Origin of the sequence: Sphingomonas sp., from assembly GCF_965227385.1 — a bacterium.
Classification (GTDB): domain Bacteria; phylum Pseudomonadota; class Alphaproteobacteria; order Sphingomonadales; family Sphingomonadaceae; genus Sphingomonas.
This window is the reverse complement of sequence record NZ_OZ245750.1, coordinates 3,743,045-3,763,498: the sequence shown is the minus strand read 5'-3', so window position 1 is coordinate 3,763,498 and position 20,454 is coordinate 3,743,045. Positions and strand designations below refer to the sequence as shown.

Genomic DNA, 20,454 nt, shown 5'->3' with positions numbered 1-20,454 from the left:
ATGAGCGATCTGATCGGCGGCATCGCCCGCAACATGAAGCATCTCTCGGAACGCCAGCGCGTGATTTCGGAGAATATCGCCAATAGCGAAACGCCGGGCTTCAAGGCGCGCGACGTGCGCGCGCCCGACTTCAGCGACCTGATCGAAACCGGCAACAGCAGCGCATCGATCGCGCGGCCGCGGGTTCAGCTGACCGGCAGCATGGCTGCACTCGGCGCCCGCGCACCGATCTCGGCCGGCAGCGTGATGCTCGACGCCGATACCAGCGAAACCAAGCCCGACGGCAATAACGTGACGCTCGAAGACCAGCTGCTCAAAATGGGTCAGATCCAGGCGGACTTTGCCGCGATGACCAGCCTCTATCGCAAGAGCCAGGGGCTGATGCAGTCGGCGCTGGGCCGTAAGGGCGGCGGCTGACGCCACGCACGCGCACGAAAAAAGGGGGGCGTCCCGGCCGGGACGCCCCCCTTTTTTGTGGACTTCAGAAGCTGGCGTTGACCGAGATCGGCACCGCGGTCCCGGCAAAGGCCAGTCCGCCCGATGCGCCGTAGGCACCGCTGCCCGTGCCGCGGCGGCGGCGGGCATCCGCCGCGATCTCCGCCATCATCTCGTCCGACAGGTCGATCTGGCGCTTGAGCGCCGCGCCATTGGCGGCGCAGATGTCGCGCAGCCGTGCGGCCAGTTCTGTCAGCTCGGCACGCGTGTCCGCGTCGAGCGTATCGCGCCAGTCCGGGCTGGTGCGATCGAGCCGCGCCACTTCATGATCGACCGCGCCGACCAGCCGGGTCTTGGCCTGCACCAGCGCCGCGATCTCGCCGCGACGGCCCTGCGTCAGCAGCATCGTTTCTTCCTCGCTGATCGACGCCAGCGAGCGGAACAGGTCGAGAAGCTCAGTTTCCATTCGTATTGCCTCCCTGAAGCTTGATAATCTGGTCCATCACGGCGGGGGCCAGGCCAATGCCGCCCTTTGCGGCGATCGCGGTACCGAGATTTTCGGCGAGGACGCCGCGAAACATCTGTTCGCCATGCCCACCGGAAAACTCGCCTTCCTCGACGCTCTCCAGCATCAGCTGGGTCATCTGGCCGATGAAGGTCGCCTCGAACGCCTGCGCCGTCTCCTTGCTCTTTGGCGTCGGAATGTTGGGCGCAGCGCCGGTGGTCGCGGCGGCGGGGGTGGAGAGGGGACTCATCACTGCACCTCGATATCGGCCTGAAGCGCGCCGGCGCTCTTCACGGCCTGAAGAATGGTGATCAGGTCGCGCGGGCTGACGCCGAGCGCGTTGAGGCCGGCGACCAGCGAGGCGAGCGAGGTTTCGCCGCCCAGCGTGCCGAGCGAGCGGCCGGTGCCGTCGTCGACCGTCACCTGGGTGCGCGGCACGACCTGGGTCTGGCCCTGCGACAGCGGTGCGGGCTGCGACACCTGTGGCGTTTCGGCGACGCTGATGGTCAGCCCGCCCTGCGCGATCGCGACCGGGCTGATCCGGACATTGGCGCCCATCACCACCGTGCCCGATGCTTCGTTGACGATCACCTTGGCAGGCTGATCGACCGTCACCGGCAGGTTTTCGATACGGGCGACCAGATCGACGACCGATCCGGGAAAACCGGGCCCGGGCTTGATTTCGACCGTGGCGGGGTCAAGGACCTCGGCGGTACCGGCAAAGGTCGAGTTGATCGTGCCGGCAATCATGTTGGCGGTGGTGAAATCCGGGTTCTTCAGCGCCAGCTTGAGGCTGGTCGCGCTGCGCAGCGCAAACGGAACCTCCCGCTCGATGATTGCGCCATCGGCGATCCGGGCCGAGGTGGAAACCCCCCGGCTGATGCTTGCCGCCGCGCCCTGTGCCTTGAAGCCGGAGACGGAGACCTGGCCCTGCGCCACGGCATAGATTTCGCCGTCCAGCGCGCGCAGCGACGACGCGATCAGCGTCCCGCCCTGCAGGCTGGTAGCGTCGCCGATCGCCGATACGGTCACGTCGATGCGCGATCCGGCGCGGGCAAAGGGCGGCATGGTCGCGGTGATCGATACGGCAGCGACGTTCATCGTCTTGAGCTGCGACCCGCGGACATTGACGCCCATCCGCTCCAGCATTGCCTGGATCGATTCCTCGGTGAAGGGCGTGTTGCGCGTCCGGTCGCCCGTGCCGGGCAGGCCGACGACCAAGCCGTATCCGACCAGCTGGTTGGGGCGGACATTCTCGATATCGACGATGTCCTTGATGCGGTGCGCGCTGTTCGCCGCGGCGGTACCGGGCACCGCCAGCACCAGCGCCAGCAACAGGAACCTTAAAATGTGCATAAACCTGTCCATCGTCTCCGGAACGCCGTTAATCTTCTTATAGAAGGAAGAAGGCCGTTCCGGTCTTCGCGGAGAAGAGAAGCAGTGCGTATCGAGGGCGTTCCGATGCCGGTGCAGATGGTGCTCAGCGCACTGTCCAAATCCGACGCCGCCCTGCGCCTGGCCATCCCGAAAATGGAGATGCCCGAAGCGCCGCGACAAGGGGCGCAGGCCGCCCCGACGCTGCAGGCCGCGACGACGGTTCACGTGCTGCTCGCCGCCGCGACCGCGCTGGAAACGCCTAAGGACAAGCGCCGCCGCGAGGCACGCCCGGCGGCGCGCGGGCTCGAGATTCTCGAGCAGCTGCACGCCGCGCAGGTGAAGGGGTTGCCCGACGCCGCAGCGCTCGACGCGCTGTCGCAATGGGCCGCTTTGTTCGAAATGCCGGACGATCCCGAGCTCGCCGAGATCGCGCGCGACATTGAGCTGCGCGTGCGCGTCGAACTGGCCAAGCACGACCGCACGGTCTGATCCCCATTGTGAATGGACATGGTTAATGGGGCAGATCGGCGACTATGCCGGTCCGGCGCCTGCCGAAGCCGCCGTTACTGCCCCGCGCGCGCCAGCTTCATCACATAGCTGATGACCTCTGCCACCGCCTGATAATGTTCCAGCGGGATCGGGTGATCGATCTCGGCACTGGCGTGCAGCGCGCGGGCGAGCGGGCGGTTTTCGACCAGAGGCACGCCGTTGGCGGTCGCAATCTCGCGGATCTTCAGCGCGATCGCATCGGTGCCCTTGGCCACCACGATCGGCGCGTTCATCGCGCCATGGTCATATTTCAGCGCGACCGCATAGTGGGTCGGGTTGGTAATGACGACGGTGGCGGAGGGGACTGCCTGCATCATCCGCTGGCGCGAGCGCTTGAGGCCGATCTGGCGCATCTTGCCCTTGATCTTGGGGTCGCCCTCCTGCTCCTTGTGCTCGTCCTTCATGTCCTTGAGCGACATCATGTTCTTCTTCGACCAGCTGTAGCGCTGATAGACGAAGTCGGCGCCCGCGATCACCGCGACCAGCACCACGACGATGGTCAGCACGCTCATGATCATCTGTTGCGACAGATCGGCTATTGTCGTCGGGCCGACGCCCACCATGGTTTCGAATCCGGGCAGGAACGGCCACAGGATGATCGTCCCGATCGTGCCGACCACGATCAGCTTGGCGAGCGTCTTGGCAAATTCGAACAACCCCTGCGCGCCGAACATGCGCTTGAAGCCCGACACCGGATTGATCTTCGAGAATTTCGGCGCGATGCGGCTGAAGCTCAGCATCGGCCGCCCCTGGGCAAAGCCGCCGATCAGCGCGCAGCCGAACAATGCGCCGAGTATCGGCAACAGCGCGGCGGCCAGTTCGCCAAGGACGAACCCGCCGAAGATCTGCGCTCCGTCGGGATTGAACAGGAAATCGTCCGCTCGGCCCCAGATGCGGGCGAGCGATCCGGCCAGCGCCGATGCAGCCTGTGCCCCGAGGGCGCCGGTGACGATGATCAGTCCGACGAACATCGCCGCCTGACGCATCTCCGGCGCCATCGGCACGTCGCCCTTCTTTCGCGCATCTTCGATGCGCTTTTCGGATGGGGCGAATGTTTTGGAGTCCTTGTCCTCCGATTCATCGGCCATCGCGTCAGCTCCAGCCCATGTTCATCCACGTCGCGATGCTGTTCGCGAAGGTGACGAGTGTCGCCCCCAGCGTCGCGGCGGCGATGGTGATGCCCAGCAGCAGGTTGAGCGGCTGGGCGATGAAGAAGACCTGCAGCGCCGGCGCGACACGCGCGACCAGGCCGAGGACGGTGTTGAAGACGATGCCATAGACCAGCAGCGGCGCGGCGAGTGAAACGCCGAGTGCGAGCGAATTGCCCGCGACCCGCACCGCCAGCTGGGCGAAATCCTGCGTGTTCGGCACCACACCGACCGGGAACAGGCCATAGGATTTGATCAGCGCGCCCAGCCACAGATGGTGGACCGCCATCGCGAAGCACACGACGGCGGCGGCGACGCCGACGAATTTGGATAGGATCGGCGCCTGGCCCGACTGGCCGGGGTCGAACACCATGGCAGAGGTAAGACCGATCTGAAGGCTGATCAGCGATCCCGCGATCGAGATCGCCTGATACATGATGCGCATGATCAGGCCGAGGCCGATCCCGACCAGCAGCTCCGCGACGAGGATCGCGGCGAGCTGGATATCGGTGACATCCGCGACAGGGATTACCTTGGCCGACAGGAAGCTCCACAGGCCCAGCGTCATGCCAAGCCCCGCGAACAGGCGGATCTGCGCGGGGACCGCGTCTTCTGAAAACACCGGCAGCAGCATCAGCACCGATCCGACCCGTGCAAACAGGATCAGAAAGGCGGTGGCGTGCAGCGGCAGGTCCTCGATCATGCTGCGCTCAGCCGCCCTGCACGATCTTGTCGCTGAGCACGCGCATGAAGTCGCCAAGCGCGCCGCCGATCATGGGAAAGCTGAGCAGCAGCGTGATGCCCATGATGATGATCTTGGGCACGAAGGTCAGCGTCTGCTCCTGGATCTGGGTCAGCGCCTGGAGCAGGCCGATCGCGACGCCGGTGAACAGCGCGGCGAACAGCAAGGGCCCGGCGACGGTCAGTGTCAGGATCAGCGCGGCGCGCCCGATCTCGATGGCGGAGTTGGCGTCCATTGCTCTGGCCTAGATCTGCATCCGCATGATTTCGGAATAGGCGTTGACCACGCGGTCGCGCACGGCGACGACGGTGTCGAGCGCGACTTCGGCGGCGCCCATCGCGGTCACCACGTCGATCAGATCGCCCTTGCCGGCGATCTGGCGCGTCGATGCGGTCTCCGCCGCCTTCAGGCTCGACGACGCGTCACCGACCATCCCCTGAACGAGCTGGCCGAAGCCGCCGGCAACCGGGGCCTCGGTCGCGCCGGGGCCGCCAATGCCGGGGCCGCGCGACAGCGGCGCTACGCCGGCGGCCCGGCCATAAGCGGTGGCGGCGTCAAGTGCTCCGATGGACATGGATGCTTCCCTTATTTCAGCAGGTCGATGGTGCGCATCGTCATGCCCTTGGCGGCTTCGATGGCGCTGAGATTGGCTTCGTACGAGCGCTGCGCGGCCTTGAGGTCGGCGGTCTCGACGAGGCCGTTGACGTTGGGCATGTTCACATAGCCGCGCGCATCGGCAGCGGGGTTGCCCGGCTGATAGACGCGCTGGAACGCCGACTTGTCGGTGGCGACGCCCTTGACCGAGACTTTGGTGGCGCCGGTCGCGCGATCCACTTCGGCGGCAAAAGTTGCCACGCGGCGGCGATAGGGGTCGCCGCCCGGCGTTTGTGCCACCGAACTCTGGTTGGCGAGGTTTTCCGCAATCACGCGCATCCGCAACGACTGGGCGCGCAGGCCCGAGGCGGAGACCGAGACGGCACTTTTGAGGTCCATGATCCCAAATCCGGCGCGGCAGGCAGGAATTGCCCCCGACAGCTTTCTTATAGGCAAGTTTTTCCGGGTCGGTCGGACCGGGGGCAAAATCTGCCCCCTATAAACACGGTATGACGACCACGCAGGGGAACGCCGTGCTCAACGATATCATGGTCGAACTGTCGATCGTGCTGGGGTCCACCCAGTTGCCGATCCGCCAGGTGCTCAAGATGAGCCGCGGCGCGATTGTCGCGCTCGACAGCACCGATGCCGATCCGACGCTGATCTACGTCAACGACACGCTGATCGCCAAGGGCCGCGTGATCGTGAGCGGCGAGCATATGTCGATCGAAATTTCCGAAGTTCTCCCCGCGAGCAGCGCAGCATGACGATCCTCGCCCTGTTGCGCATGTTTGGTGCGCTCGCGATCGTGCTCGGTCTGCTGGCTGGAGCGCTGTGGGCGGTCCGGCGCTTCGACATCCGCCTGCCCGGGCGGCTCGGTACCGGTGGCACCCCCGAAAAGCGGCTGGAAGTGGTCGAGCGGCTGACCGTCGACCAGAAACGCTCGCTGCTGCTCGTCCGCCGCGACAATGTCGAACATCTCGTGCTGATGGCGCCCGAGGGCAACGTCGTGCTGCACGAGGCACGCACCGACGCGCCTGCGCTGCGCCTGATCGAAACGCCCGCTCCCAAGCCGGCGCCCGCCTTTGCCGCGCTGGTCGAACCCGAGCCGGTCGCGATGTTCGATGCGGCGCGCGACGGTGGCGATGCGGCGGGATCGACCGCCTTCCTCAGCAACCTCGAGCGCGTCCACAATTTCGCCCATGCACGGATCGCGCGTCATGCCTAAGCTGCTGCGTTATGGTCTGACCGCGATCCTGATGCTCGCCCCTGCAACCGCCGCTGCGGCGGCGGGCGACGGCGGGGCAGGGGGGTCGGCGCTGGAGGCGGTCAGCGGGTCGCTGAGCGGCAAGGCGATCGGCATGGTCGCGCTGCTGACCGTGCTCAGCCTGGCGCCCGGCATCCTGATGACGGTGACGTCGTTCACCCGGATCGTCGTCGCGCTGTCGCTGCTGCGGACCGGCCTGGGCGCGCAGGGCGTGCCGCCCAATCCCGTCATCATCAGCCTGGCGCTGTTCCTGTCGATGTTCGTGATGACGCCGACGCTGGAGGCAGCGTGGACCGCCGGCATCAAGCCCTATACCGAAGGCAAGATCAGCGAGGATGTGGCGTTCGAAAAGACCGCCGCGCCGTTCCGCAAGTTCATGCTGAGCCAGGTGCGCGACGACGATATCGCCCTGTTCAACGGCCTTGCCGCCGAACCTGCCAGGACGCGGGCGGACGTGCCGCTGGGCACGCTGATCCCCGCGTTCATGATTTCCGAGCTGCGCCGCGCGTTCGAGATCGGCTTTCTGCTGCTGTTGCCGTTCCTGGTGATCGACCTTGCCGTGTCGGCGGTGCTGATGGCGATGGGTATGATGATGCTGCCGCCGACAACGATTGCGCTGCCGTGCAAGATCATCTTCTTCGTGCTGGTCGATGGCTGGGCGCTGGTTGCCGGAAGCCTGATCCGAAGTTTCGGAAGCGGTTAGTCTAGTCCCGCCGCCCGAACCGGCTGGCGGGATCGAGCAGCCAGGCCGACAGTGTCTCGAACCGCAGCGGCGTCAGAAATTGCAGACCCGCCGCATCCTCGCGCTGCCAGCGAACGGCCGCATTGACGGTCCCGAGCTGCGGTATGTGCACAGCCAGTGTCCCTTGCGTCAGTTTGCGGTTGAGCCCGTCGATCCGCATCCCGCGCTGATTGATGTCGCGCAGCGTTGCGGCCATGCGGCGACCGTCGCACGTCACGAGAACCCCGCATTCGGCGTCGAGCCGGGGCAGGCGGTTGTGCCAGCCCTGTTTGCACGGTGGCGGCTTGAGAATGACCTCGGCCGGAACCTTGGACAGAAAGCGCAGGCCGGACGCCCCGCCCTGCGACCAGGCGATCTCGGCATCCACCAGCGGGGCACCGCGCAGCTCGAGCTGCACCTTGTCTCCGCGCGCCAGCGCAATCGGGCACTCCACGCGCGCGCCGCTCTCCGAAATGTTGCGGACGCGGCAGACGACGTCGCCGTGCGGCGTCACGAGACGGCCGACCAGGAGCGTGGTGACCAGGCGTGTCTCGCCGCCGCTCCGCCGGTCGTCGGATGCGGTCGGTGCGCGGTCCCAGCGTTCGGGATGGTCGGTATACATCAGGCCGGCTCCGCTTTGGTGATCGCAACCTTTCGCACCTTGTCCGGGCCGATGGCCTCACGCGCTGCTTCGATCACCACGCGGCGAAAATTGTCGAGATCGGGCAGCATCCCGTCCGCACCGGCGGCCAACGGCACCTTGAACGTGCGCAGGTTGATCGCATGCTGCAGAAACGGCAGGCGCGCGGTGACCGCGTCGACCTGACTCTCGTCGACTTCCAGCTGGACCTCGAACGTCGCATAGCCCGACAGCTTGCCGTCCTTGAGCACCAGCGGCGCGGTCATGGCGGGCAGCGCGACGAACTTGCCCGGCTCTTCCTCGACCGGCTCGGGCTTGGCCGTGGTTGCGCCGGCGGGTGTGCCCAGGAAGAAGTTGGTCGCATAGCCGCCACCGGCACCGATTGCGCCGCCGGTGATCAGCAATACGATGGGGAACAGGATCTTCTTCATGGTCCTCGGCTTACAGCTTGAAGCTTGAATCGGCGGGGGTGGCGGGGGACTCGCCCTTGACGATGATCGTGATGCGACGGTTTTCCGCGCGGTCGGGCTCGCCGGGATAGAGCGGCTGACTCGCGCCGCGTGCCATCACGCCGGCAATGCGGTCGGCGGTGATGCCTCCGCCCAGCAGCGTCGATCGCGCGGCCAGCGCGCGCTCGCCCGACAGTCGCCAATTGGCTTCATTGTCGCCACCTGCACCGTCGGTATGCCCCTCGATCGTCAGGCGGGCGCCCGACCGGGCGAGTTTCTCCGCCACGGTGTTCAGCTGGCGGCGGGCGAGATCGTTGAGTTGCGCGGTACCGGGCCGGAACATCGGCTGACGCACACTGTCCATCAGTGTGATGCGCAGACCATCCTCGTCGGATTCCACCGTTTGCTGCGCGCTCGCATCGCTGGCGATCGCGTCCAGCGATACGCGCAGTTCCTGTGCCAGCACGCGCAGCGCCGCGTCCGGGATCGTCGCCGATCCGCCGCGTGCGGTGCCGACGCTCTGCGCGTCCATCGCGGGTACGCCCTTGGCCTGCGCCTGGTCGGCATTCTTGGCGCGACCATGGCCGCCCGAACCCGCCTGCGCGCCACCGGCGGCATTGCCCGCGGCGCCCACCATCGGTGGGCCGGGCGAGAAATAGTCGGCAAGCCCCTTCAGCGTTTCCTTGTCGGGATTGCTGATCAGCCACAGCAGCATGAAGAACGCCATCATCGCGGTCACGAAGTCGGCATAGGCAACCTTCCACGCGCCGCCATGATGGCCGCCGACCACCTTCTTGACCTTGCGGATGACGATCGGGCGTGCGTTGGGTGCCTGGCTGGCCATGATCAGTGCGCCGCCTTGAGCGCCGTGTGCAGTCGCTCATGGATCTGGCCCAGGCGCACGGGCGCGATCGCGCTGCGCGTGCAGGCACCCGCCGCGAGACGGTCGAGCACGGCTGCGCTCTCTTCGGTGCACTGGACGAGCAGATCGAAAGCCTGCAGCTTGTCGAGATAGCGGTCGACGAAATGTTCGTCGCCAACCAGCACCTCGGCCAGTTCCTCGATCATGGCGCGGACGTGACGCAGCTCGCCGGCGACCGCGCTGTGCAGCGCGCCGACCAGCGGGTCGGTTCCGGAGGCTGGGGCGTTGGTTTCGTGCATTGCTAACCCCTTTTAGAACAGGTCGATTTCGCCGCCGTGCGCCGGCATTTTTGGAGGCAAAGTGACGGGTGGCGGCTCCGCGACATAGGTGCATCGGATCTTCCCGTCATAAGGACGGAATTCGACCTTGCGCGGCTGCGTCCCGCCCGTGTCGTTGAGACCGATGGCAATACCTTCCGTCTGCAGGAAGCGGACGGCAAAGGCAGCATTGGCCGTGCCGATTCCGCCAAGACCTGCGATGATGTTCGCGCCCCCATACATATGCGCGCGCAGCTGCGACCGCTCGGCGCCGGCCTTCATCATGCCGTTGATCAGCAACTCCATCGCGTGCACGCCATAGCGTTGCAGCTCGGTCTGGCTGACCTTGTGGTCGGGACCCGGCTCCCCCAGCAGAAAATGGTTCATCCCCCCGATGCGCGCGCGCGCATCGTGCAGGCACACGGCAATGCACGACCCCAACAGGGTCGAGATCACCACCTCGGGCTTCGCGATCACGGCGAACTCGCCCTGGATGATCGAAATCTTGCTGGCGGTCGTAACACTCATGACAGATCACCAAAGACGCGCTCGATCTTTTCCTTCAGCGCGGCGGGCGCAAATGGCTTCACGAGATAGTTGTTCACCCCCAATGCCGCCGCCTTCGCCACGACCTCGCGGTCGGACGAACCGGTGAGCATGATGAACACCGTTTTGGCGAGCACGGAATCGTTGCGGACCGTCTCCAGGAACTCGAGCCCGTCCATCTCGGGCATGTTATAGTCCGAGATGATGAGATGGACCCGGTCGACGCGCATTGCGGACAGCGCCTCGGGCGCGGTCGCCTTGTCGCGAATGTCCTTGAATCCAAAGTCTTGCAGCGCGCGGCGAATCATCGCGCGCATGCTCGTCTGGTCATCCACGACCATGACTCGGATGGCTGACGCGGCGGGCATTTAACGCTCCTGGTACTTGCCGCGCGCGGCGGCGGTGATGGCACCTGCCATTGCGGACAGGCTGACTTCGGCTTCGACTGCGCCGACATTGAGTGCCGCGCGCGGCATGCCCCAAACGACGCAATCCTCGCGGGTCTGGCCAAAGGTGCGCGCACCGGCCTGGCGCATCGCCAGCATGCCGTTGGCGCCATCGGTGCCCATGCCGGTCAGGATCGCGGCAACTGCGGACTTGCCCAGCTTGGCGACCGAATCGAACAGCATGTCGACCGACGGGCGGTGGCCGTTGACCGGGTCTGCCGCGACCAGCTTGATGCGGCCGGTCGTACCGCCGTCCAGCACCATGTGGTGCGATCCGCCCGGCGCGATATAGACCGTGCCGCGCTGGAGACGCGCACCGTCGGTGGCCTCCACCACGTTGACCGCGCAGCCACGGTCGAGCCGGGCGGCGAAGCTTGTGGTGAATGCGGCGGGCATATGCTGCACGACCAGCACCGGCGGGCAATCGGTGGGCAGCTCGCCCAGCACGCGGAACAGCGCTTCCACGCCGCCGGTCGATGCGCCGATCGCGATGACGACGTCGCGGAACGGCGCCTGGCTCGGGGACGGGGTCGGCGTTTGCGGTGCCGGGACGGCCGAGGAAAGTCCCCGCCGCGCCTGCGACCGCGCTGCGCCCTTGACCGTGGCGCGCAGCTGGTCGGCGCCGAGCGCGAGCTCGACCGGTCCACCCGACGGCTTGGCGATGCAGTCGACCGCGCCGAGGCGCAGCGCCTCGATCGTGACCTCGGCACCTGCTGCGGTCAACGACGAGCACATGACGACCGGCATCGGACGCAGCCGCATGATCCGCTCAAGGAAGGACAGGCCGTCCATCCCGGGCATCTCGACGTCGAGCGTCAGCACATCCGGGTTGAGCTCCTTGATCATCTCGCGCGCGGTGTGCGGCTCGGGCGCTGCACCGATCACCTCGATCTCGGGGTCGCCCGACAGGATGCGCGTCAGTGCCGCCCGCATCGACGGGCTGTCATCGACGATCAATGCGCGAACGGGCTTCATGCGGCACCGTCCGTGCGCTGATAAATGGTGTTGCCGCAGCTCTTCATGCGCGACACCGCAGGGCCGATCAGCCGCTCGCTATGCCCGATGTACAGGTATCCGCCCGGCTTGAGCAGATCGACCAGCCGCGCCTCCAGCTCTTCCTTCGCCGCATCGTCGAAATAGATCATGACGTTGCGGCAGAAGATCGCGTCATAGCGCTGGCGCATCGGCCATTCGCCGAACAGGTTGAGGACGCGTGCCGTGACCAGCGCGCGTGCCGCCTCTGCCATGCGATAACCGTTGCCTTCCTGTACCATCCATGCCCTGCGATAGGCTTCGGGCACGCCATCCACGCCGCCTGCGGCATAGAATCCTTCGGCCGCCGCGTTGACCACGGGCTCCGAAATGTCGGTGGCGAGCAACCGCACGTCGCGGTTGCGCATCCATTCCGCCTGGCTGCGGTCGGTGCCCATCAGCGTCATCGCCAGCGTATAGACTTCCTCGCCGCTGGAGCAGCCGGCCGACCACATCCGCACCGGAGCACGGCTCGGGTCAGCCTTCAGCTTCGGCATCAGCACGTCGCGCAGATGGTCGAAATGATGGCTTTCGCGGAAGAAGTGCGTGTGATTGGTGGTCAACGCCGTCACCAGGATACGCAGCTCCTCGGGATCGCTTTCCGCGAACGCGACATAGTCCTTGAACGACGCCAGCCGGCGATCGCGCAGGCGGCGCGACAGGCGCGAATGCACCAGCACCTTCTTTGTCGACGGCAGGCTGATGCGTGCCTCGGTCATCATGATCCGCGCGATCGCCGCGAACTCGCTGTCGCCCAGTGGCGGTGCGCCGTCGGACAGCAGCGGGTTCATGGGCACAGGCGCCAGCGACGTGGTCATATCAGGCAGCCAGATCCAGGTGACGGGTGATCGACAGCGCGTCGAGATCGAGCAACAGCACCATCTGGGCGCTGGGCTCGCTGCCGTCGCGCGACCGGGCGTTGATCTGGACCAGGCCCGAAATGACCGACGCTTCCTGCAGCTCGACATCGGGCGCGGGCTGGATCGCGCTTTCCTGGATGGCGACGATGTCATCGACCTCGTCGACCAGGAAGCCGGCCTGCTTGCCCGCGATGTTGACGACCAGCACGCATGAGCGGGCATGGATCTCGCTCGGCGTCCACCCGAGCCGGTCGGCAAGGCCGATCACCGGCACCACGGTCCCACGCAGATTGGTGACGCCCAGGATATAGTCCGGCACGCTGGGAAGCGGGGTCGGCTCGGCCCATTCGCGGATTTCGATCAACGAGCGCATGTCGATGCCGAAATGGCGGCTGCCCAGGGTGAAGGTGACGATCTTGATCTCGTCGGCGGGGTTTTCTTGGTCGTTCATGCTGCAAGTCCTCTCAGAAGGTTGCGGGTCTGTCCGGCCGGGGCGACAAGCGCCTCGACATCAAGGATGAGTGCGATCGAACCGTCGCCAAGGATGGTGGCGCCGCCCAGGCCGCGGATCGGGTGGAGATTCTGCTCCAGGCTCTTGATCACCACTTCGCGGCGGTCGTCGATCGTATCGACCAGCAGGCCGACGCGGCCGGCACTCTCGCTTTCGACGATGATCACCAGGCTTTCGTGCAGCGGGCGATCCTCGTTGGCGTGCAACCCGAAGACCTGGGTCAGGCGGCGGACTGGCAGATAATCGCCACGGATTTCGATCACTTCGCTGCCCGGTGTGGTCGCGCTGACCTGACCCGGCTCGGGCCGGATCGCCTCGATCACCGTCGCGAGCGGGAGCACGAAGCGCTGTCCGGCAAGCCGAACGACCATGCCGTCGAGGATCGCCAGCGTCAGCGGCAGGACGAGCGTGAAGCTGGTCCCCTTGCCCGGGACCGACGCGATCTCGACCCGACCACCCAGCGCCTCGACGTTGGAGCGGACCACGTCCATCCCCACGCCGCGACCCGAGATGTTCGAGATCGTCGCGGCGGTCGAGAAGCCGGGGGCACAGATCAGCTGATCGATTTCCTCGTCGCTCAGCACCGCGTCGGCGGGGATGATACCTTTCTCCACCGCCTTGGCGCGGACACGGGCGCGGTCGATGCCCTTGCCGTCGTCCGACACCGTGACGATGATCCGGGCGCCCTTCTGCTCGGCCGACAGCACGATGGTCCCCTGCGGCGGCTTGCCGGCGCGCAGGCGCTCTTCGGTGCTTTCCAGGCCATGGTCGACCGCGTTGCGGATGAGGTGGGTCAGCGGGTCGCCGATCTTCTCGATCACGCCCTTGTCGACCTCGGTCATCTCACCATGGGTGTGAAGCTGCACCTGCTTGCCGGTCTCGGCCATCAGGTCGCGCAGCATGCGCGGCACGCGGCTGAACGCCTGCTTGATCGGCTGGGCGCGCAGGCTCATCACATTGTCCTGAATCTCGCGCGTCAGGCGGGCGAGTTCGGGCAGCTCGACGCGCTCCTGATCCTTGGCGCTCAGGCGATCGGACAGGATCGAGTTGCGGATGACCAGCTCGCCCACCAGGTTGAGCAGCATGTCGAGCTTGACCAGGTCGACGCGGATCGTCTGCGACCCGTTGTCGCCCGCCGACGCCGGTGCCGCTGCCGCTGGCACGGCGGTCAGCGTCGGGGCGGCCACCGTGGCTGCCGCAACCTGTTCGATCAGCGCGCGGGCGTCCTCGAGACGCTCGGTCCGGTCTGCGACGGGTTCAGCGTCGAGCGCGCCGACTTCGAAGCGGGAGATCGCGATATGCGAATCCGGCGCGACGAAATCGAATGCATCGTTGATGCGGCCTTCCGCGGTCCAGCCGGGCAACTCGATAGTCCAACGCAGATAGGACTGTTCGGGGTCGAGGTCGCGCAGGCGGGGCAGCGCGTCGCAATCGACGGCGACCACGCGGCCGCCATTGTCCTCCAGCTCGCGGATCACCAGCACCGGTTCGGCACCCGCCGCCATCGCGTCGCGCGATGGTCCGAACTCGACGCGCCACACCGGTTCGGCGGCGGGGGCTTCGGGCTCGTCGGCCACGTCCTCGGGCGTATCCAGATCGAAATCCAGCGTCACGGCGACCGGTTCGAACCCGAACGGATCCGGCTCCGCTTCGACCTGCGCTTCGGGCTCGGACGACGGCGCTTCGGGGGCAGGGGCGGGGGCCGAATGATCGGCGTCGAGGATCGCCTGGATCGCCGCCAGCGAGGCGCTGTCGTCAGGCAGGGGAACGGTGCCCTGCGACGCGCCGACATGATCCGACAGGATGTCGAGCGCGGAGAGCATGACGCCCACCGTGGCCGGGGTCGGCGCGATGCGACCGGCGCGCACTTCATCGAGCAGATTCTCGAACTTGTGTGCAAAGGCGGTCAGCGCGACATGGCCGAATGCGCCCGCGCCACCCTTGATCGAGTGCACGGCGCGGAACACGGCCGCGATCGTGCCTGCCGACACGTCGCCGGCCTGCATGGCGGACAGGCCCTGCTCGGCAGCGGTCAATCCCTCGGCGCATTCTTCAAAGAAGATCGCCTGGATATCGTCCATATCGTCGCTCATGGGCAGACGCGGCGGATCGCCGCTCCCAGTTTTTCGGCCTCGAATGGCTTGGTGATCCAGCCGGTGGCGCCGGCGGAGCGGGCGCGCGCCTTCTTCTCATCAGAGAATTCGGTCGACAGCACCAGGATCGGCGTGCCGCGGAACTCGGGCAGGCCGCGTACCGCTTCGATCAGCTCGAAGCCGTCCATTTCGGGCATGTTGATGTCGGTGATGAGCAGGTCGGGCTTGACCTCCTGCATACGTTCCAGACCGTGGCGCCCGTCATTGGCGCTTTCGATCTTGAATCCCTGGGCGCTGAGCGATGCCTTGAGCAGCATGCGCATGCTGGCGGAATCGTCGACGGTAAGAATCAGCTTGCTCACGATTGCATTTCCTCTGTCTGGCTCAGGCCCAATCGGTCGCTCAGACCAAGCGCCTCGATCCTGGCCAGGAAGGCGGGGCTGGGGTTCTGGATGATCAAGCGATGGCCAGTCGCTTCTGCTTCGGTTCGCGCGGCCAGCAGCAGCTGGAGCACGGCCTGGCCGACACTTTCGACCGCGCTCGCATCGACGACGAGATCGCCGCCGACATCTGCCGCGAGCACGAGGCGAACCTTGAGCTCCTCGGCGGTGACCGTCACGCCATGGGCGGGCAGTTCGATGATGCCGCCGGGCGACGGCGCCAGTTCAGGCTGGTTGGGCTGCGAAGTCACTCTTTGCCTCCTCGAGCGCGGATTCTAGTTGCTGGAAGGTCGGCGCCTTGTCCGACGGCGTGGCACGGCGGGCGATCTCGACCGCGACTTGGGTCGGCATGCCCTGGGCGTGTGCGACGATGGCGGTCTTGGCGATCACGAACGGCTTGCCGTCCGCTTCGATGACCTGGCCCAGCTTGGCGGCCAGCGGACCGACGAAGCAGTAGGACAGGAGCACGCCGAGAAAGGTGCCGACCAGTGCGCCGCCGATCATGGCACCGAGAACTTCGACCGGCTGGTCGATCGACCCCATGGTCTTGATCACGCCCAGCACCGCCGCGACGATGCCGATCGCCGGCAGGCCGTCGGCCATCTGCTGCAGCGCGTGCTGCGGATGCATCTCGTGATGGTGATGCGCCTCGATGTCGTTTTCCATCGCTTCGGCGATCTGATGGGGATCTTCGAAATTCACCGTCATCATGCGCAGATAGTCGCAGATGAATTCGGTCAGGTGGTGGTCGGCGATCAGGCGCGGATAGCGGCTGAAGATCGGGCTGTCCTTGGGCGAGTCCAGATGCGGCTCGATCGCTGTCGCGCCGCCCTTCTTGAATGCCGACAACAGGCCGAACATCAGCGTCAGCAGGTCGCGATAATCCGAATCCTTCCAGCGGCTGCCCTTGAACGACTTGACCACGCCCTTGCCGGCCGCCTTCACCACCGAAATCTGGTTGGACACCAGAAACGCGCCGATTGCGGCTCCGCCAATCGCCATCATCTCATGCGGCAATGCATGGAGGATGACTTCCATCTTGCCACCCGCCATGATGTAGCTGCCGAACACGCAGATCATGATGATGACGAATCCGACGCCGTTAAGCATGTTGGTGGCGGTCCCCTGCCGTAAGTGATGGTCCCGTCGATTATAGGCGGGGCACGGGGGCGGCGGACGCGCGGAACATCTTTTAGATATTTGTTGGCCGACCGGTGCGCGTGCGACCGGACCGGCTCAGACCAGTCTAGATAAGTGTAAACGCGAACGAGGAAACCGCATGTCGCTTAGCGCCTACCAACGTGTCCGCACGCTCGTCGAAACGCCCCGCGCAACCGAACAGCGGCTGATCCGCGAGGTGACGGCGGCACTGATGGAGGCGCGCGACCTGGACTATCGCGGTGGCCGATTGATGGAGGCGCTGCACTGGAATCGCGAGATGTGGGACACCTTCGCCAGCGCCTGTGGCGCGCCGGGCAACGAGCTCCCTGACGCGGTGCGCGCGTCGATCATCTCGATCGCCCTGTGGGTCAATCGTCACGCCAGTGAAGTGATGAAGGGTCGCGAAGCGATCGATCCGCTGATCGAGGTCAACCGCTCGTTGCTCGAGGGGCTGGGCGAAGGCCGGATGGCCGCCTGAACGCAGCGGGTGGGTGTGCCGGCAGCTATACCGGCACTGCGACCTCTGCCGCATAAGCAAGCCGCAGCGCTTCGGACAGGCTGCTCACATCCAGCTTTTCCATCATGTTGGCGCGGTAGATTTCGACCGTGCGCGGCGACAGGTCGAGCTGATGGGCGATGACCTTGTTCGGTCGCCCTTCGATCAATCCCATCAACACCTCGTGCTCGCGCGGAGACAGCCGTGCGATCCGCTCGCGCGCGTGTTCGCGGCGTTGCGCGATGCCGCTCGTCTCGTTGAACCGCGCAAATGCTTCGTCGAGCAGGTTGAGCAGATGGTGCGGGTCGTACGGTTTTTCGAGAAAGTCGGTCGCACCCGCCTTCATCGCCTTCACCGCCAGCGAGATGTCGCCCTGGCCGGTCAGCATGATCGTGAGGAACTTGGCACTGCGATCCTGCAGTGCGCGCATGACCTCGATCCCGTCGCGTCCGGGCATCTGGAAATCCAGCAGCAGCACGCCGCCATCGCTTGCCTCGATATTGTCGAGAAACGCATCCCCGGACGCGAAAACGCGGATCACCAGGTTGGGGCGTTCGGACAACAGCCCGTGCAGCGACTGGCGCACCGCCTGGTCATCGTCGACGATATAGACACTCTGCATCATTCCTCCCCCAATGTCCGCTCGACGCCTGGAACGGCAAAGCGGAACGTGGCGCCACCCTGTTCATTGTTTTGAACCGACATCTTGCCGCCATGCGCCTCGACGATCCTGCGACAGATCAGCAGGCCGATCCCCATGCTGCCTTCGCCCTTGGTCGAATTGAACGGCAGAAACATGTTGTCGAGGATCGGCTTTGCCAGGCCCGGACCATTGTCGGAAACCGAAATCTCGATGCGGTCGCCGTCGAGTTTGCGGGTCGCGATGCGAATGATCGGCTGGTCGGCCGCTGTAACGCGCAAGGCTTCCAGCGCGTTGCGCATCAGATTGACCAGAACCTGTTGGATCTGGATCTTGTCGGCGAACATGAACGGCGCCTCTGGTGCAAGATCATATTCTATGGATACGTCCAATCGCTGCGCTCCGACAAGTACCAAAGCGCTGGCCTCGCGGATCGCGGCTTCGACCGGCTCGACACGCAGATCAATGTCGCGCCGTGCGACGAAATCGCGCAGGCGCCGGATGATCTCGCCCGCCCGCAGCGCCTGTCCCCGCGTCGCGCGCAACTGATCGAACAGCCGTTCGTGCAAGGGATCGGAAATCTGTTCATTCTCCAGGATCACCTCGGCCGTGGCGATATGGTTGGCGATTGCCGCAAGCGGCTGGTTGATCTCGTGCGCCAGCGCCGCGGCGAGTTCGCCCATCGCGTTGATCCTGCCGATCTGGGTCAGTTCGCTGGACAATTGCGCCAGCTGCTCCTCGTTCCGCAATCGGTCGGACAGATCGGTGATGAATCCCGTGAACACGCGATTGTCCTGATACACCGCCTCACCCACGTGCAGCTCGATCGGGAATTCGCTGCCGTCGGCATGGCGCGCGGTCAGCATGCGGGGCCGTCCGATGATCCGCCGCTGGCCCGTGCGCAGATAATGCGCCAGGAAGCCGTCGTGCCGCAGCCCGAACTCGTCGTTCATCAGCAGCGAGACGTTGGACCCGATCACGTCGTTGGCGCTGTGACCGAACAGCCGTTCCGCAGCCGGGCTGAAGCTGAGGATGCGGCCATGGATGTCGATCACGACCATTGCGCTGGGCACGGTTTCGAGGATCGAGCGCATCTGCGCTTCCCGCGCGGCCAGCTGCGCGGTCTGATCCATGCGGTCGGTCACGTCGATATTGACACCAACCGCCCTGACCAGCGCCCCGGATTTATCATAGAAACAGCGCGCCGATCCCTCGATCGCACGGATTGACCCGTCGGGCAGGAGCAGGCGATAGAACAGGCTGATCTGGTCAGCCTTGCTCCAGACTGCGGCTTCCAGCCGTTTGGCGAGCAGGTCGCGATCTTCCGGAAACACGAATTCCTGCCACGACGCAAAGTCCTTGAGCATTCCCCTCGGCACGCCCAGCAAAGGCTCGGTATTGGCGAACCAGGTGAGCGTGCCCGATGCCACATCCCATTCGAAGATGCCGATCCTGTGCGCCTCGGCCGCCAGCCTCAGCCGCTCATCGCTCTCCGCGATCGCGCTTTGCGCGTGCAGCATGGGGCCAAGGTCGGTAAAGGACAGCACGGTGACGCTGGTGCGGTTCCGGTCCTCCACATGCTGCGCATGCTCCAGTACCTGCACAGCGTGGCCGTCGCGCGCGGTTTCCACCCAGCGCCGTTGACGCCAGACGCCGCTGCTGTCTTCCGCCAGCGTTTCCTCCGCCGCCCCGTCGGCCGGCCGGGTGTGCAACAGCTCCGACTTGACCTTGCCGAGGGCTTCATCTGCCGAAAAGCCGAACAACCGCTGACAGCCCTGCGACCAGTGTATGATCCGTCCCTCCGGGTCGACCATCGCGATCGGCTGGGCGTCGAGCGTCGCGGCATAGATGCGCAGCGTCGAGCGCTGGCGCGTCAGTCGCGCAATGGCCCATAACAGCACCGATCCCACGATCAGCGTATTTGCCAGCATGCCCCAGATTTCGGTCGTCTCGGGAAATTCCGGATCGCCGAACAGGATCAGGTCGGCGGCCAGCACGAGTGCCGGTGCCACCATCAGCGCCGGCACCGCGCGCAATGGCAATGGCCAGCGTTCCTCGCCGCTGGCTCTATATTCCGCCAGCGTCTGGTCAATCGCGGTGAGGAGCAGGCCCAGGCCGAGCAGCAGTTCGGCAATATTGGTCAGGATCGGGATGTGCCAGGGCTGGACCGTGCCACCGCGTACCTCGGCCGCTAGAATCAGGCCGGCCAGGGTCAGCAACGCAAAGCTGATGACGAGCGCCGCGACCAACGCCGCGATCGGCGCCCCGTCGTGATCGGTGCGGAACAGAATCACCGTCGCGATGCCGAGTAGCAGGATGAGCAGGCATGAAATGGGGCTGCCGCTACCGTCGGCGAATATCGAGATCGCAAGCAGGATCAGCGCGACGACGGCAACGCCGATCCCGACAAATGCGGCGTGCCTGCGCGATACGGTGCCTGAGACGCTGACCGCAACCAGCGTCACGGCAAGCAGCAATTTGGTCGCAACGGAAGGGGGCCAGACCGGCGGATATCCGGGGATGGTGCTGTGCAATAGCGGGTAATTGAAGACCCAGCCAAGGAGACCGATGAGGCAAACCAGCGCGGCCAGCGCGAAACAGCTCGCGGCTAATCGTCCGCGAA

The 20,454-nt window shown here is 65.6% G+C and carries 29 protein-coding genes; 6 read left to right on the top strand and 23 right to left on the bottom strand.

Annotation, left to right across the window (positions count from 1 at the left end):
* Positions 1–417 (top strand): flagellar basal body protein, encoded by a 417-nt coding sequence (locus tag ACO05N_RS18560; protein ID WP_422058455.1) that lies wholly within the window; start codon positions 1–3, stop codon positions 415–417.
* A 64-nt stretch (positions 418–481) separates the two neighbouring features.
* Here the strand turns inward: ACO05N_RS18560 and ACO05N_RS18555 are convergent, their stop codons facing one another.
* Genes ACO05N_RS18555 through ACO05N_RS18545 form a run of 3 tightly spaced genes read right to left on the bottom strand, consistent with a single transcriptional unit; the run spans position 482 to position 2,296 of the window.
* Positions 482–901 carry a hypothetical protein gene (locus ACO05N_RS18555; RefSeq protein ID WP_422058454.1) on the bottom strand — a complete coding sequence of 140 codons (420 nt, stop codon included), beginning with the start codon at positions 899–901 and terminating at the stop codon, positions 482–484.
* The gene (locus ACO05N_RS18550; protein WP_422058453.1) at positions 891–1,190 is read right to left on the bottom strand and encodes a rod-binding protein; all 300 of its coding nucleotides are present in this window, start codon (positions 1,188–1,190) and stop codon (positions 891–893) included. Before ACO05N_RS18550 ends, ACO05N_RS18555 begins: the two co-directional genes overlap by 11 nt.
* The gene (locus tag ACO05N_RS18545; protein WP_422058452.1) at positions 1,190–2,296 is read right to left on the bottom strand and encodes a flagellar basal body P-ring protein FlgI; all 1,107 of its coding nucleotides are present in this window, start codon (positions 2,294–2,296) and stop codon (positions 1,190–1,192) included. The genes ACO05N_RS18550 and ACO05N_RS18545 overlap by 1 nt, the downstream gene beginning before the upstream one ends.
* 84 nt (positions 2,297–2,380) lie before the next feature.
* Here ACO05N_RS18545 and ACO05N_RS18540 point away from each other — a divergent pair, with 84 nt between their 5' ends.
* Entirely contained in the window at positions 2,381–2,806 is a 426-nt protein-coding gene (locus ACO05N_RS18540; RefSeq protein WP_422058451.1) for a flagellar assembly protein FliX, read from the top strand.
* A gap of 74 nt (positions 2,807–2,880) precedes the next feature.
* Here the strand turns inward: ACO05N_RS18540 and flhB are convergent, their stop codons facing one another.
* Genes flhB through flgC form a run of 5 tightly spaced genes read right to left on the bottom strand, consistent with a single transcriptional unit; the run spans position 2,881 to position 5,749 of the window.
* Positions 2,881–3,954 carry a flagellar biosynthesis protein FlhB gene (gene flhB, locus ACO05N_RS18535; protein ID WP_422058450.1) on the bottom strand — a complete coding sequence of 358 codons (1,074 nt, stop codon included), beginning with the start codon at positions 3,952–3,954 and terminating at the stop codon, positions 2,881–2,883.
* A gap of 4 nt (positions 3,955–3,958) precedes the next feature.
* Complete coding sequence (gene fliR / locus ACO05N_RS18530; protein ID WP_422058449.1) at positions 3,959–4,717, bottom strand: flagellar biosynthetic protein FliR; 759 nt, start codon at positions 4,715–4,717, stop codon at positions 3,959–3,961.
* 7 nt (positions 4,718–4,724) lie between these two features.
* Positions 4,725–4,991, bottom strand: coding sequence for a flagellar biosynthetic protein FliQ (locus ACO05N_RS18525; protein WP_422058448.1), 267 nt, complete (start codon positions 4,989–4,991; stop codon positions 4,725–4,727).
* Positions 4,992–5,000: 9 nt separating this feature from the next.
* Positions 5,001–5,330 carry a flagellar hook-basal body complex protein FliE gene (locus ACO05N_RS18520; RefSeq protein ID WP_422058447.1) on the bottom strand — a complete coding sequence of 110 codons (330 nt, stop codon included), beginning with the start codon at positions 5,328–5,330 and terminating at the stop codon, positions 5,001–5,003.
* A gap of 11 nt (positions 5,331–5,341) precedes the next feature.
* Positions 5,342–5,749: a flagellar basal body rod protein FlgC gene (gene flgC, locus ACO05N_RS18515; protein WP_422058446.1), complete on the bottom strand. Its 408-nt coding sequence runs from the start codon at positions 5,747–5,749 to the stop codon at positions 5,342–5,344.
* A 110-nt stretch (positions 5,750–5,859) separates the two neighbouring features.
* Between flgC and ACO05N_RS18510 the strand changes: the two genes are divergently transcribed.
* Genes ACO05N_RS18510 through fliP form a run of 3 tightly spaced genes read left to right on the top strand, consistent with a single transcriptional unit; the run spans position 5,860 to position 7,320 of the window.
* Positions 5,860–6,117, top strand: a complete 258-nt coding sequence (locus ACO05N_RS18510; RefSeq protein WP_422058445.1) for a FliM/FliN family flagellar motor switch protein — start codon at positions 5,860–5,862, stop codon at positions 6,115–6,117.
* Positions 6,114–6,578 carry a FliO/MopB family protein gene (locus ACO05N_RS18505; protein ID WP_422058444.1) on the top strand — a complete coding sequence of 155 codons (465 nt, stop codon included), beginning with the start codon at positions 6,114–6,116 and terminating at the stop codon, positions 6,576–6,578. Before ACO05N_RS18510 ends, ACO05N_RS18505 begins: the two co-directional genes overlap by 4 nt.
* Positions 6,571–7,320, top strand: coding sequence for a flagellar type III secretion system pore protein FliP (fliP, locus tag ACO05N_RS18500; RefSeq protein ID WP_422058443.1), 750 nt, complete (start codon positions 6,571–6,573; stop codon positions 7,318–7,320). Before ACO05N_RS18505 ends, fliP begins: the two co-directional genes overlap by 8 nt.
* A 1-nt stretch (position 7,321) precedes the next feature.
* Here the strand turns inward: fliP and ACO05N_RS18495 are convergent, their stop codons facing one another.
* From ACO05N_RS18495 to motA, 13 genes are read right to left on the bottom strand one after another with little or no spacing between them, the layout of a single operon-like run.
* A complete protein-coding gene (locus ACO05N_RS18495; protein WP_422058442.1) occupies positions 7,322–7,960 on the bottom strand; it encodes a PilZ domain-containing protein in 639 nt (212 codons plus the stop codon).
* Positions 7,960–8,409: a hypothetical protein gene (locus tag ACO05N_RS18490; RefSeq protein WP_422058441.1), complete on the bottom strand. Its 450-nt coding sequence runs from the start codon at positions 8,407–8,409 to the stop codon at positions 7,960–7,962. The genes ACO05N_RS18495 and ACO05N_RS18490 overlap by 1 nt, the downstream gene beginning before the upstream one ends.
* A 10-nt stretch (positions 8,410–8,419) precedes the next feature.
* Entirely contained in the window at positions 8,420–9,271 is an 852-nt protein-coding gene (locus ACO05N_RS18485) for a flagellar motor protein MotB (protein ID WP_422058440.1), read from the bottom strand.
* Positions 9,272–9,273: 2 nt separating this feature from the next.
* Positions 9,274–9,588, bottom strand: a complete 315-nt coding sequence (locus tag ACO05N_RS18480; RefSeq protein WP_422058439.1) for a hypothetical protein — start codon at positions 9,586–9,588, stop codon at positions 9,274–9,276.
* 12 nt (positions 9,589–9,600) lie between these two features.
* Positions 9,601–10,134 (bottom strand): chemotaxis protein CheD, encoded by a 534-nt coding sequence (locus ACO05N_RS18475; RefSeq protein ID WP_422058438.1) that lies wholly within the window; start codon positions 10,132–10,134, stop codon positions 9,601–9,603.
* A complete protein-coding gene (locus ACO05N_RS18470; RefSeq protein ID WP_294017182.1) occupies positions 10,131–10,520 on the bottom strand; it encodes a response regulator in 390 nt (129 codons plus the stop codon). Before ACO05N_RS18470 ends, ACO05N_RS18475 begins: the two co-directional genes overlap by 4 nt.
* Positions 10,521–11,573, bottom strand: coding sequence for a protein-glutamate methylesterase/protein-glutamine glutaminase (locus tag ACO05N_RS18465; RefSeq protein WP_422058437.1), 1,053 nt, complete (start codon positions 11,571–11,573; stop codon positions 10,521–10,523).
* Positions 11,570–12,448: a CheR family methyltransferase gene (locus tag ACO05N_RS18460; protein WP_422058436.1), complete on the bottom strand. Its 879-nt coding sequence runs from the start codon at positions 12,446–12,448 to the stop codon at positions 11,570–11,572. The genes ACO05N_RS18465 and ACO05N_RS18460 overlap by 4 nt, the downstream gene beginning before the upstream one ends.
* A 1-nt stretch (position 12,449) precedes the next feature.
* The gene (locus ACO05N_RS18455; protein WP_422058435.1) at positions 12,450–12,941 is read right to left on the bottom strand and encodes a chemotaxis protein CheW; all 492 of its coding nucleotides are present in this window, start codon (positions 12,939–12,941) and stop codon (positions 12,450–12,452) included.
* Positions 12,938–15,094 (bottom strand): chemotaxis protein CheA, encoded by a 2,157-nt coding sequence (locus ACO05N_RS18450; protein WP_422058434.1) that lies wholly within the window; start codon positions 15,092–15,094, stop codon positions 12,938–12,940. The genes ACO05N_RS18455 and ACO05N_RS18450 overlap by 4 nt, the downstream gene beginning before the upstream one ends.
* Entirely contained in the window at positions 15,091–15,456 is a 366-nt protein-coding gene (locus ACO05N_RS18445; protein WP_327519224.1) for a response regulator, read from the bottom strand. Before ACO05N_RS18445 ends, ACO05N_RS18450 begins: the two co-directional genes overlap by 4 nt.
* On the bottom strand, positions 15,453–15,785 hold the full coding sequence (locus ACO05N_RS18440) for an STAS domain-containing protein (RefSeq protein WP_422058433.1): 333 nt from the start codon (positions 15,783–15,785) through the stop codon (positions 15,453–15,455). Before ACO05N_RS18440 ends, ACO05N_RS18445 begins: the two co-directional genes overlap by 4 nt.
* Entirely contained in the window at positions 15,760–16,644 is an 885-nt protein-coding gene (gene motA / locus ACO05N_RS18435; protein WP_422058432.1) for a flagellar motor stator protein MotA, read from the bottom strand. The genes ACO05N_RS18440 and motA overlap by 26 nt, the downstream gene beginning before the upstream one ends.
* A gap of 169 nt (positions 16,645–16,813) precedes the next feature.
* On the opposite strand from motA, the gene flaF reads away from it, so the two are divergent.
* Positions 16,814–17,173: a flagellar biosynthesis regulator FlaF gene (gene flaF, locus ACO05N_RS18430; protein ID WP_422058431.1), complete on the top strand. Its 360-nt coding sequence runs from the start codon at positions 16,814–16,816 to the stop codon at positions 17,171–17,173.
* Between the two features lie 25 nt (positions 17,174–17,198).
* Here flaF and ACO05N_RS18425 read toward each other — a convergent pair whose 3' ends face one another.
* Together ACO05N_RS18425 and ACO05N_RS18420 are read right to left on the bottom strand one after the other, a co-directional pair.
* Complete coding sequence (locus ACO05N_RS18425) at positions 17,199–17,816, bottom strand: response regulator transcription factor (RefSeq protein ID WP_422058430.1); 618 nt, start codon at positions 17,814–17,816, stop codon at positions 17,199–17,201.
* A complete protein-coding gene (locus ACO05N_RS18420) occupies positions 17,813–20,308 on the bottom strand; it encodes a PAS domain S-box protein (RefSeq protein ID WP_422058429.1) in 2,496 nt (831 codons plus the stop codon). Before ACO05N_RS18420 ends, ACO05N_RS18425 begins: the two co-directional genes overlap by 4 nt.
* Positions 20,309–20,454: the final 146 nt, after the last annotated feature.